Below are 11,424 nucleotides of genomic sequence, written 5' to 3' on the forward strand. Positions count from 1 at the left end.
ACGGCGCTGATCAAGCTGGTCGCGCCTCTTCGACGTTGCGCGCGCTCCAATGGCGCAAGATGACGGGAATGATAAGCACCAGGCCGAGTAGGGACGAATAGAATTCGGGCGCCACCAGAAGCAGGGCGGCCAGCACCAGCAACACGTTTTCCCATGGCCGGGTGCGCACGAGCAGGTAGCGCGAGAGGGCGGCGCCCAGGCAGGTGATGCCGAGCGCGCAGCCAAAGAAGGCCAGGAGGAAGTTCGGCCAGGTGAAATCTTTCGTCACCAGCAGAAGCGATGGCGAGAAGACAAAGACAAAGGGCACCAGCGCCTTGCCGAGCCCGAGCCGAAAGGCAGTGTTGCCGGTCTTGAATGGATCAGCTCCCGCCATGCCGGCGGCAGCGTAGGCAGCCAGCGCAACCGGCGGCGTGATGTCAGCCAGCAGGCCATAATAGAAGACGAAGAAGTGGGCGACGATCGGCTCGGTGCCGAGCATCACCAGTGCCGGTGCGGCAATCGTCACCATGATGATGTAGTTCGCTGTCGTCGGGATGCCGCAACCCATCAGGATGCAGACCACGCCGGTCATGATCAGCGTGAACAAAAGGGTCAGCCCGTGCGTCGAGAAGATCGCCTCGGGGACAAAGGTGCCGAACAGCAGCGACAGATGGCCTGCCGTCGATGTTACGATGTAGGACAGCTTGAAGCCGACGCCGGTCAGGGTGACGACGCCGACGACGATGCCGACCGTGGCGGCGGCGGCGCCAACGGCGAGCGCATACTTGGCGCCGTCGCGCAGGCACACCACGATGTCGGCGAGAGACATGCGCCGGCGCGGGTTAAACAGGCCGACCAGGATGCACAGGGTAATGCCCCAGAAGGCAGCCATGTAGGGCGTATAACCCGCAAGAAGCACGCCGATCAGGACGACGAGTGGGATGATGGTCGGCCAGTCCCGTTTCAATGCCTCGACCACGTCCGGCATCTCGTCCGGCCGCAGTCCGCGCAAGCCGGTGCGCTTGGCCTCGAAATGCACCTGCATGAACACGCCGAAGAAGTGCATGAAGGCCGGCACTATCGCTGCCAGAATGATGGTCGTGTAGGGCAGTTCGAGGAACTCGATCATCAGGAAGGCGGCGGCTCCCATGATCGGCGGCGTCACCTGCCCGCCGGTGGAGGAGGCCGCCTCCACCGCGGCGGCGAAATGCTTCTTGTAGCCGAGCCGGATCATCGCCGGGATGGTCAGCGAGCCGACGGTGACGGTGTTGGCGACCGACGAGCCGGAAATCATGCCAAATAGGGCCGAGCCGAAGATCGATACCTTGGCCGGACCGCCGGCGTAGCGGCCGGCGACCCATGCCGCGCAATCGAGAAAGAGCTGGCCGAGACCGATGCGGGTGGCGAAGACGCCAAACAGGACGAAGTGGAAAACGTAGGTGGCGACGACGCCGAGCGCGATGCCGTAGATGCCTTGCGTCGTCAGGTAAAGGTGGTCGACGAGCTGGGAGACGGACGCGCCGGGATGCACCAGGATGCTCGGCATATAGGGGCCGAACAGCGCATAAGCCATGAAGAGGATGGCGATGATGGGCAGCGGGATGCCGACGGACCGGCGCGTCGCCTCCAGCAGGAGCAGAATGAGAATCAGGCCGAGCACGACGTCCGTCGTCGTGGGGTTGCCGACGCGGAAGGCAAGATCGTCGAGCGGGATCATCGGCACGTGCAGGACCGCAACCACCGCGGCAAGCGCCAGCAACCAGTCGAAAACCGGTATGCCGAGCGGCCGCAGAAGGCTGGATTGGGCGGGCTGGTCGTAGCCCTTCTTCACCAGAGGGAAGACGAGGAAGATCAGCGACAGCACCATCGACAGGTGGATGCCCCGGTGCAGCATCTCCTGCAGCAAGCCGAAGCCAGCCGTGTAATAGTGAAACAGCGACAAGGCCACCAGAAGGAAGCCGACCAGCCAGCCGGCGGCCCGGGTCAGCGGCCGGAACCGGATCTCGGAGTCGAATTTCTCCTCCAGTTCGCGAGCCTTTTCCTCGTCGAACTCCATGCCGGAAAGCCTGATCTTGTCGTCGTCGCTCATAGCCGGTTCCGTATCCTGAATCCCCAGACGAAGGAGGCGGAAAGCACGCCTTCCGCCTCGTTATCGCCAGTCTGTCGGGTGGCCGCTTATTTCAGGGCGCCAACTTCCTTGTAGAATTTCTCCGCGCCCGGATGGAACGGAATGCCGGCGCTGGTGACCGCGTTCTGGAGCGTGATCAGCTTGCCCTTGGCATGACCAGCCTGCAGCGCCTTCTGGGTCTCGTCGCTGTAGAGCGACTTGACGATCTTGTAGATGAGGTCATCACTCTGCTTGGCGCTGGTCACCCATTGCGCGGCGACCGAAATGGTCTTGGTCTCGCCAACATTCTTGTAGGTACCCGCGGGCACGATGTCGGTCGAGAAGAACTTCTGTTCGGACAGGAGCTTGTCGGCCTCGGGGCCGGTGATCGGCACCAGCGTGATGTTGTTGGTGCTGGCAAGCTCGACGATGGCACCGGTCGGATAGCCGCCGACGAAGAAATAGGCGTCCATGGCGCCGTCCTGCAGGCGCTCGCCTGCCGGGCCGGGCTTGAGATATTCGGGCTTTACGTCCTTCTCGGTTAGGCCGTAGGCGCCGAGCACCAGGCGCGCATCAACGATGGTGCCGGAACCCGGCTCGTCGAGAGAGACGCGCTTGCCCTTCAGATCCGCCACTGTCTTGATGCCGGCGTCAGCGCGCGCGACCAGATGGATGGTTTCGGGATAGAGCGTCGCAATGAGGCGCAGATCCTCTACCTTGGGCTTGCCCTCGTAGAGGCCGGTGCCCGAATGCGCCCAGTAGGCGACGTCGGATTGCGTGAAGCCCGATTCGGAAGCGCCCGACTGGATGGCGCTGATGTTGGCCACCGAACCGTTGGAGGACGTGGCGCTGGCAACCAGGCCCTCGACGCCGGCCGGCCCCGTCGCCGAGATCGCGTTGGCGATCAGCCCGCCCACCGGATAGTAGGTGCCGGACGTGCCGCCGGTGCCGATACGGAAAAAAGCCTGCTGCGCGCGCGCCGGCGAAAACCCCGCCGCGGCCAGCGCCAAAGTACCCGCGTAGACGGAAAAGACGCGACGATTGATCGAAACAGTCATACTACCTCCCGGTCAAAGGTCGGCAGGATGTTGCATCAACCCAAGGATTGTCAACCTGCGCGCGCGCCTTTCGGGAGGGGATCGGTCGTCGCTGGCGGTGGCCCCCGCTGTTACCGGCCTTGGTGCATTTTGAGATCTAGCTTGTCGATTGAACGGTGGTAATCCGCTTGCTGATGCGGCGCTATCAGCACATTCCGCGTGTTGTCAGCCGGCATCCGCAACTGGCGGTTAGCCGACCCTCCAATTTCTGGCGGCTTCCAAGGTGCCAGCCGTCTTTATTAACCATTTGTTAACCATTCGGCCGGCACCCTTTAACCATTGAGTAAGGATTCGCCAGCCGTGACCTTTGCCGCTCCCCTGGAGACCAAATCCATCCGCTTTCGCGCCCGTTCGTTCGTCGCGTTCACGCTGACGCCGGAGGCGCCGATCGGTGCTTGGCTGGAGGGGCTGGATCATTGGATCGGCAATTCGCCGGGTTATTTCTCCGGTCGGCCGGTGGTACTCGATCTCAATGCGCTGAAGCCCGGGGCCGGCGAGATCGCGACGCTGGTCGCCTCGCTCGGCGCGCGTGGCATCCGGGTCTATGCCATCGAGCTCGAAGGGGCCTCGCTCGGGCCCGAGCTGCCGCCGCTGCTGACCGGCGCCAAGGAGGCCACTTCAGATGGCCTGCTGGCGCAGCCCGGCCGCAACGGCAAGGCAGGCGTCGCGGAGGAGGCCCGCAAAACGGAAGCGGAGTCTTCGGAACGCGGCAAGGAAACGGGCAAGCCCGACGAGGGCAAGGCCGAGGCTGGAAAGGTCAAGGCGGCCAAGCCGGTCAAGGCAGAACAGGAAGCCGGTGCGGCGGAGCCGGTGCCGGCCGGAACGCTCATGGTCAAGTCGCCCCTCCGTTCGGGTCAATCGATCTTTCATCCGCATGGCGATGTCATCGTGCTTGGATCGGTCGCTTCCGGTTCCGAGATCATCGCGGCGGGCTCGATCCATGTCTACGGCACGCTGCGCGGCCGCGCCATTGCGGGCTCGGAAGGCAATATTTCGGCGCGCATCTTCTGCCGCAGGAACGAGGCCGAACTGCTCGCCATCGACGGCTGGTACACCACGGCGGAGGACATGGAAGGCGCCTCACGCGGAAAGCCGGTGCAGGCCTTCCTCGAAGACGGCGTGCTGCGCGTCGTGCCGCTGAACTAGGGCGCCGGGATGAAAACGCCGAACCAGTTCTCATCTTGTCCGACCGCGGACAGGATGCTCAGCCCCGCAAGGTTGGGACCGGTTTCGCGTGGGATGATGGCAGGTTCCAACAATAGCCGTGCGACGCACGGAGCAATAACAAACGACAACATCAGGCGACGGAGGCTTTTTTCATGGGCAAGGTAGTGGTGGTCACCTCAGGCAAGGGAGGTGTCGGCAAGACGACCTCGACGGCCGCATTGGGGGCCGCGGTCGCCAGGACCGGCAAGAAAGTGGCGCTGGTCGATTTCGACGTCGGTCTGCGCAATCTCGACCTGATCATGGGCGCCGAGCGGCGCGTGGTGTTCGACCTCGTCAATGTCATCCAGGGCACGGCCAAGCTGTCGCAGGCGCTGATCCGCGACAAGCGCGTCGACACGCTGTTCCTGCTGCCGGCCTCGCAGACGCGCGACAAGGACGCGCTGACCGAAGAAGGCGTCGGCGAGGTGATCGAGAAGCTGCGCTCGGTGTTCGACTATGTGTTCTGCGACAGTCCGGCCGGCATCGAACGCGGCGCGCAGCTCGCCATGCGCTTCGCCGACGAGGCGGTCATCGTCACCAATCCGGAAGTGTCGTCGGTGCGCGATTCCGACCGCATTATCGGCCTGCTCGACGCCCGCACCATGCGCGCCGAGCAGGGCGAGCAAATCGCCAAGCACGTGCTGGTGACGCGTTACGATGCCGGCCGCGCGGCTCGCGGCGAGATGCTGTCAATCGACGACGTGCTGGAAATCCTGTCGGTGCCGCTGCTCGGCATCATCCCGGAGAGCCAGGATGTGCTCAGGGCCTCCAATCTCGGTTCGCCGGTGACGCTGAGCGATCCGCTGAACGCCGCCGCCAAGGCCTATATCGAAGCGGCGCGGCGGCTGGAAGGCGAAGACCTGCCGGTCGTGGTTCCCTTCGAGCGCAAGGGCTTCCTCGACAGGCTGCTCGGAAGGAGGGCGGCATGAACATTCTCGACCTCTTCAAGCGGCGGTCCAGCGCGCCCGTGGCGCGTGAGCGGCTGCAGGTGCTGCTCGCCTACGAACGCCGCAACCGTGGCCAGCCCGACCTCGTCTCGGTGCTGCGCGAGGAGATCATGGCCGTCATCGCCAAGCACGTGCAGATCGACCAGGACTATCTGCAAATCTCGATGGACCGCGGCGAGACTATGTCGACGCTGGAAATCGACATCCAGATCCCCAACAAAAGCGCCGTGCCGCTAGCCATGGCGGGCTGACTTTTACCCTCCCCTTGTGGGGAGGGTCGCAGCAAGCAGCGGGCGGAGTTGGCGCGGCGCTCCAGGACGAGCATCCTCCAGCGCCAGCGCCCTCGGTCCTACCTTCCACGAGGGGAAGTAGGAGCCCAGGATTTTCCGCATTCAGATTTCACCCAGAGATTGGGTGCGTCAATTCTGCAAAAAGACGGCCTCGGCACTGGTCGCCCGCCGCATCCCAACCCCAAATGTTCAGCTTTACGCTCCCCCTAATGGGGGGCTTCCCCTGCGCAATCAGTGGATGTAAGCATACATATTAGCCAATTATTAAATACTGAATGGGGTATGCGTAAAGGGCATTCGTTATGAATTTCAAGGGTCTGATCAAGCGTGCCGAAGACGTAGATGATGCACTCCAGGAGCTGCAGGCCGATCTTGCGGACGCTCTGGATGCCAGCCTCGATACCGAATATGACGCGCCGCCAGACAGCGGCTATGTTCCGGATTCCGCTCCAGGAGCCGAGGCCTCGGCACCCGAAGCCAATGCGGCAGAGGCGGATGGTGCGGATAATCCGGACGGCGCGGGCAACGCCGACGCCACCGAAACCGCGCCACGACTGACGCCCCATACCCAGACCCGGATGGCGGCATTGAGTGCCTTCGAAGGGATGTTCCATGATGCCAGGGATTATCTGGATGAGATCAACGGCAAACTGTCGGAGATCGCGACCTCGCACCATTTGACGCGCGAATTCCTCAACATCCTCCACACCGACATTCTTCGCGCCAACGAGCTGGAGCTCGCAAACGGCGACCTGATCGCGGAACAAAGAACGCTGTCGGAAAAGCTGCACGACACGGCAAGAAAGCTGCGCGAGCGTGAAAGCGCCTGCGAATTGCTGCAACAGCGCGAGACAAGCCTGGTGCAGGACAGGGAGGCGCTTCGCGCAGCGCTGGCAGCGGCCAGGCTGGAACTTGCCGAAACGGCCAATGCGAGCGCAAAACGCGACGCGGAGTTCGGCGACATCGCCAAGCGGCTGACGGCCAGGGCGGTCGAGGCCAACAGGCGCCTGCGCGAGAGCAAGATGCTGCGGGAAAAACATGTCAGCCTGTCGATCGAGCTCGACAAGGCGCTGAAGCGGGAAACCCAGACGCGCCACAGGCTCGACGAGCTCTCGACGATCCATGCCAGCGAAGCAGCGCGGCTTACCGAACTGCTGGCCGCGCTCGGCAAGAGCGAAAAGGAGGAGATAAGGCTCCAGAAATCACTCGAGACTGCCCAGGCAAAGCTATCGGAAATGACCGAAGCGGCCAGCATGATGGAAGGCGACAGGCAAGCTGAACTCGCGCGCAGCCAGACGGAAATGCGCGGATTGCGTTCCGAGATCCAGGACCTGCAATCACGGCTGGAGCGGGCCTCGCACGAGAACAGCGAGGCCGCAGCCGAGATCGCCAGGCTCAAGACCGACTTGAACGACACCCTGGCCGAAAAGAAAATCGCCGATCAAAAGTTGTCCTCGCTCACTGACGAGAACGAAAACGACAAGACGAGCCTTTCGAAAGCGAACGCCAATCTTTCGCAGCTTGCGCTGCAACAAGCATCGGAACAGATACAGCTGGATGTCCAGAGGCAGGAATGCGAGGACCTCAAAGCTGAAATCGTGTCGCTCAATGCGCGGATCAAGGAATTGCTGCCTTACGAGCGGCTCCACAAGGCCACCAACGGCAGATCGCGCGAGGCCGACGTGGTCGACATCGCCACCGTAGTGGCGGAGAAAGCCCGTGGAACGGGCAGGCGGCGCATCCGCAGGAATCTCCGCGCCACGCCGTAGCTCATTTCCCCCGGCATGGCCTCAGGTTCCGCTGCTGGCGGCGTTCCGCGCTCGCTGCCTTTCACGATGCCGCCAAAAGCCTCAACGCGATCACTCGGCCTCGAACGCCACCGCAGCGGAGGAACTCGAGCAGCGCCACCCGGCGCCGCGCTGCCGGGCAAATCGCTGAACTGAAAGAGCGGAAGGCCGTCTTGGCCGTCAGGACGGCGCCAAGCGATGTGCTTGGCTGCGAAAGGTTGAAGCGGTTCACCGTTTCACGGAAACGGCGAACCGCTCTAACTCTTTGATTTGACGCAATTCCCAAAGGAAAGCGCTACGCGCTTTTCCCGGGAAAACCGTGCACGTTTTTCCTGGAATTGCTTTAGCCGCAGCAAGGTTGCGGTCCGGCCGAAGGTCCGCAACAGGCCTTGGCTTTCCTCTCTTCCTCCAGCCAGCGGTCACGTGGCTTGCAGCTTGCCGGCCGCGGCGAAAGCTCGACATGCACCGCATCACCGGCGAGCCGGGGGAGCGCGGCGCGGTAGAGCTGCATCGGGCGCACGCCGTCGCTGACTTCGAAAGTGAGCTTGGCGGAATGGTCGAGGCCGACATGCTCCGTCACCTTGCGGATGATCGCCGAGAATTTCCCGGCCGGCATATGGGTGCGGTCCTCCTCGACGTCCCAGAGTTGCACGAAGATCTCGGCCCAGGATTCCGGGTTTGCACCGCAGTCCAGCGCAGCGAACTGGCCGGCCTTCACTTCGGTGACGTGATAGCCAGGCCGCACCGGCCGGCCGTCGTAGAAGAACACCAGCCGCCGGTCCTCGTAGCCCGCCAGAAACTCCAGCAAGCCAGCGATGGTGATGTCGCCGGGATCAACGACGTCAGCGGGTTCAAATTCCCGATTGTCAGAAACGAGCATGTGGGGTAATCCTTGTTTCAACATTTTTAGGATTGATGAAATATGGATGAACGTCAAGCCCTTTCCGCCTTTGCGGCCCTTTCGCAAGAAACGCGCCTGCGCATCCTGCGGCATCTGGTGATTGCCGGTCCGGACGGGATTGCCGCCGGCGCCATCGCCGAAAAAGTCGAGGTCTCGGCCTCGAATGTGAGCTTCCACCTGAAGGAGCTTGAGCGGGCAGGGCTGATCAGCGTGCGGCGCGATTCGCGCTCCATGGTCTACAGCGCGCAATATGACGCATTGAGCGGCCTCATCCGTTTCCTGATGGAGGATTGCTGCTCCGGCCGGCTGGAGATCCGCGCTTCGGCGTTGGCCGCAGGCTGCTGCCCCACCGATGTGAAGGGATCGGTTCAGTGATCGTCGCGCCGACAGCCCGGGCGATCATCCCGCTGCCGAAGTGGCGGTCCGAAATCCAACTTCTTGCCGTCGAGACCAAGCCATGACCGTCACGATCTACCACAATCCCGACTGCGGCACCTCGCGCAACACGCTAGCCATGATCCAGGCGAGCGGCGAGAAGCCTGACATCATCGAGTATCTGGAACATCCGCCCAGCCGGGACCGCTTGCGCCAGCTGATCGCCGCCATGGGAATTCCCGCGCGCGCCCTGCTGCGCGAAAAGGGTACGCCCTATGCCGAGCTCGGCCTGGGTGATGCCAAATGGACCGATGAACAGCTGATAGACGCCATGCTGAGGCATCCGATCCTGATCAACCGGCCGATCGTCGAGACGCCCAAGGGGACGCGGCTGTGCCGTCCGTCCGAACTCGTGCTCGATCTGCTCGACCATCCGGTGGCCCGCTTCACCAAGGAAGACGGCGAGGTGGTGATCCATGACCGTGGCATCAAGTGATCGAAGCCTTTCCGATCTCGAAGTCCCGGAGCGCTCGCCGCTGGCCGCCATTGCCGCCCTCGGCGTCACCCAGATCATCGGCTACGGCACACTGTACTACAGTTTCAGCATTCTCGCCGCCGATATGGCCAGGGATCTGGACTGGCCGACCGAATGGATCTTCGGCGCGCTCTCGGCGGCTCTGCTGGTTGGCGGCCTGACGGCGCCCTGGCTCGGAAACTGGATCGACCGCTTCGGCGCCGGCAAGATCATGACCGCCGGCTCGATCCTTGCCGCGGCTGCGCTCGCCGCCTGTGCCTACGCGCCGGCGGCCGGGGCCTTCGTGGCGGCACTGATCGTGCTGGAAGTGGCATCGAACCTGGTCCAGTACGGCGCCGCTTTCGCGCTGCTTGTGCAGATAAGACCGCGCGCGGCGCAACGTAGCATCACCTATCTCACTCTCATTGCCGGCTTCGCATCGACCGTGTTCTGGCCGATCACCTCGGCCCTGCACGCGCAGATGTCATGGCGAAGTGTCTATCTCGTCTTCGCGGGGCTGAACCTGCTCGTCTGCCTGCCGCTGCACGCCTGGCTCTCGCATGGGCTGGCCAAGAGCAGGCGTGCGGCGACCGAGCCGCCACGGCATGTCCAGGGCTCGCTTCCCGCTTCGGCGCGGCCGCTCGGCTTCGCGCTGATGGTCATCGCCTTCTCGCTGCAGAACCTGCTTGGCGCCGCTGTCCTGGTGCATATGGTGCCGCTGCTTTCCGGACTTGGCCTGGGGGCGACCGCCGCCATCGTCGGAACGCTGTTCGGGCCCTCACAGGTGTTGAGCCGCTTCATCAACATGATCTTCGGCATCAACCTTCCGCCATTGACGCTGGCCATCATCTCGGCTGGCCTGATGACGAGCGGGGTCGTCGTGCTGGACTGCACGGCGCCTTCCGTCGCTGGCGCGATGATCTTCGCCGTCGTGTTCGGCATGGGCAACGGGCTCTTCAGCATCGTCATCGGCGCCCTGCCGCTGACATTGTTCGGCAGTGCGGACTATGGCCGGTTGCAGGGGTGCGTCACATCGGCCCGGCTGCTCGTTTCGGCCGTCGCGCCGTTTGCGCTCGCCTTTGCCATCGTCCATGTCGGCATTGCCTGGTCGCTGGGGGCAATGGCGTTTCTGGGCGGCATCGCACTGTTGGTCCTGACAGCGATCACGAGACTGCCGAACGCGCGCAACGGCCGCGTCTGAGAGCGGCCGGCTCGTGCGTGGCCTTTCTTGCCCCATCCAGATGCCGGCCCTGCCTCACGACGAGCGGGCCGGTTCGCCCTATCTCCCATGACGCAGCGTTTGCCTGATGGCGCATGGAGGAGGGGATCAAGTGACATCGACGCCGGTTGCCAGTCGTGAAGCGGCGCCTTTGCCCGTGATGGCGCTGCTGGGCGCCATGGTGTCGATCCAGATCGGCGCCACCTTCGCCAAGACGCTGTTTCCGGTGATCGGCGCGCAGGGCACGACGACGCTGAGGCTGGTCGTCGGCGCGCTGATGCTGATCGCCGTGCTGCGGCCCTGGCAAATGCGGCCTTCGCGCGCCACCATGCCGTGGCTGGTCGCCTATGGGGTAACGCTGTGCGCGCTAAACCTCCTGTTCTACGCCGCGCTCGCCACTATACCGCTCGGCGTCGCGGTGGCGCTGGAGTTTTCAGGACCGCTGCTGGTGGCGACGCTGACCTCGCGGCGCGCGGGCGACTTTGCCTGGATCGCACTGGCGGTCGCCGGCATCGTGCTGTTGTCACCCTTCATCCGTTCGCTCCAGCCGCTCGATCCGACCGGGGTGATGCTGGCCTTGGCGGCCGGCGGTTTCTGGGCGCTCTACATCGTGCTGGCGCAGAAGGCGGGCGCGGAGCTCGGCACCCGCACCACCGCCTACGGCATGGCGATAGCCGCCGTGCTGGTGCTGCCTTTCGGCGTGGCGCAGGCGGGAACGGGCCTGCTCGCGCCGTCGATCCTGGTCAGTGCCTTGCTCGTCGGCCTGTTCTCGAGCGCGCTGCCGTTCTTTCTGGAGATGGTGGCGCTGACCCGGATGCCGGCCCGCATCTATGGCACGCTGACCTGCCTGGAACCAGGGCTCGGCGCGCTGGCCGGCTTCCTGTTCCTGCACGAGAGCCTGACCGCGCCGCAACTGGCCGGCATCGCCGCCGTCATCGTCGCGGCCGCCGGCACCGCACTGACGTCGAAGCCGCCCGTGCCGTCGCCGGAGTAGGGGCTGGT

General features: G+C 63.9%; 11 protein-coding genes. 8 read left to right on the forward strand and 3 right to left on the reverse strand.

Going from position 1 to position 11,424, the window contains the following annotated elements:
• Positions 1-10: 10 nt before the first annotated feature.
• Both LB566_RS10260 and LB566_RS10265 read right to left on the reverse strand, forming a co-directional pair.
• Entirely contained in the window at positions 11-2,068 is a 2,058-nt protein-coding gene (locus LB566_RS10260; RefSeq protein ID WP_224624327.1) for a TRAP transporter permease, read from the reverse strand.
• Positions 2,069-2,154: 86 nt separating this feature from the next.
• Positions 2,155-3,144, reverse strand: coding sequence for a TAXI family TRAP transporter solute-binding subunit (locus LB566_RS10265; protein ID WP_224624328.1), 990 nt, complete (start codon positions 3,142-3,144; stop codon positions 2,155-2,157).
• Between the two features lie 339 nt (positions 3,145-3,483).
• Between LB566_RS10265 and minC the strand changes: the two genes are divergently transcribed.
• The 4 genes from minC to LB566_RS10285 all read left to right on the forward strand — a co-directional run bounded on the left by minC (position 3,484) and on the right by LB566_RS10285 (position 7,395).
• Complete coding sequence (gene minC / locus LB566_RS10270; protein ID WP_224624329.1) at positions 3,484-4,329, forward strand: septum site-determining protein MinC; 846 nt, start codon at positions 3,484-3,486, stop codon at positions 4,327-4,329.
• 173 nt (positions 4,330-4,502) lie between these two features.
• A complete protein-coding gene (gene minD / locus LB566_RS10275) occupies positions 4,503-5,318 on the forward strand; it encodes a septum site-determining protein MinD (RefSeq protein WP_140500139.1) in 816 nt (271 codons plus the stop codon).
• Complete coding sequence (minE, locus tag LB566_RS10280) at positions 5,315-5,587, forward strand: cell division topological specificity factor MinE (RefSeq protein ID WP_224624330.1); 273 nt, start codon at positions 5,315-5,317, stop codon at positions 5,585-5,587. Before minD ends, minE begins: the two co-directional genes overlap by 4 nt.
• 341 nt (positions 5,588-5,928) lie before the next feature.
• Entirely contained in the window at positions 5,929-7,395 is a 1,467-nt protein-coding gene (locus LB566_RS10285; protein WP_224624331.1) for a hypothetical protein, read from the forward strand.
• 361 nt (positions 7,396-7,756) lie between these two features.
• Here LB566_RS10285 and LB566_RS10290 read toward each other — a convergent pair whose 3' ends face one another.
• The gene (locus LB566_RS10290; RefSeq protein WP_224624332.1) at positions 7,757-8,293 is read right to left on the reverse strand and encodes a DUF6428 family protein; all 537 of its coding nucleotides are present in this window, start codon (positions 8,291-8,293) and stop codon (positions 7,757-7,759) included.
• A gap of 42 nt (positions 8,294-8,335) precedes the next feature.
• Here LB566_RS10290 and LB566_RS10295 point away from each other — a divergent pair, with 42 nt between their 5' ends.
• From LB566_RS10295 to LB566_RS10310, 4 genes are all read left to right on the forward strand, one after another.
• Positions 8,336-8,689 carry an ArsR/SmtB family transcription factor gene (locus LB566_RS10295; protein WP_224624333.1) on the forward strand — a complete coding sequence of 118 codons (354 nt, stop codon included), beginning with the start codon at positions 8,336-8,338 and terminating at the stop codon, positions 8,687-8,689.
• Between the two features lie 82 nt (positions 8,690-8,771).
• A complete protein-coding gene (gene arsC / locus LB566_RS10300; RefSeq protein WP_224624334.1) occupies positions 8,772-9,185 on the forward strand; it encodes an arsenate reductase (glutaredoxin) in 414 nt (137 codons plus the stop codon).
• The gene (gene arsK / locus LB566_RS10305; protein WP_224624335.1) at positions 9,166-10,404 is read left to right on the forward strand and encodes an arsenite efflux MFS transporter ArsK; all 1,239 of its coding nucleotides are present in this window, start codon (positions 9,166-9,168) and stop codon (positions 10,402-10,404) included. Before arsC ends, arsK begins: the two co-directional genes overlap by 20 nt.
• A gap of 130 nt (positions 10,405-10,534) precedes the next feature.
• Positions 10,535-11,416 (forward strand): EamA family transporter, encoded by an 882-nt coding sequence (locus LB566_RS10310; protein WP_140552273.1) that lies wholly within the window; start codon positions 10,535-10,537, stop codon positions 11,414-11,416.
• The last annotated feature ends 8 nt before the right edge of the window (positions 11,417-11,424 follow it).

The organism is Mesorhizobium sp. CA13 (genome assembly GCF_020165235.1).
Lineage (GTDB): Bacteria > Pseudomonadota > Alphaproteobacteria > Rhizobiales > Rhizobiaceae > Mesorhizobium.

Excerpts from the sequence above, each read along its gene's own strand:
- minD (WP_140500139.1), top strand. The coding sequence starts at position 4,503 with ATGGGCAAGGTAGTGGTGGTCACCTCAGGCAAGGGAGGTGTCGGCAAG.
- LB566_RS10260 (WP_224624327.1), bottom strand. The coding sequence starts at position 2,068 with ATGAGCGACGACGACAAGATCAGGCTTTCCGGCATGGAGTTCGACGAG.
- LB566_RS10295 (WP_224624333.1), top strand. The coding sequence starts at position 8,336 with ATGGATGAACGTCAAGCCCTTTCCGCCTTTGCGGCCCTTTCGCAAGAA.
- arsK (WP_224624335.1), top strand. The coding sequence starts at position 9,166 with ATGACCGTGGCATCAAGTGATCGAAGCCTTTCCGATCTCGAAGTCCCG.
- minE (WP_224624330.1), top strand. The coding sequence starts at position 5,315 with ATGAACATTCTCGACCTCTTCAAGCGGCGGTCCAGCGCGCCCGTGGCG.
- arsC (WP_224624334.1), top strand. The coding sequence starts at position 8,772 with ATGACCGTCACGATCTACCACAATCCCGACTGCGGCACCTCGCGCAAC.
- LB566_RS10290 (WP_224624332.1), bottom strand. The coding sequence starts at position 8,293 with ATGCTCGTTTCTGACAATCGGGAATTTGAACCCGCTGACGTCGTTGAT.
- LB566_RS10265 (WP_224624328.1), bottom strand. The coding sequence starts at position 3,144 with ATGACTGTTTCGATCAATCGTCGCGTCTTTTCCGTCTACGCGGGTACT.
- LB566_RS10285 (WP_224624331.1), top strand. The coding sequence starts at position 5,929 with ATGAATTTCAAGGGTCTGATCAAGCGTGCCGAAGACGTAGATGATGCA.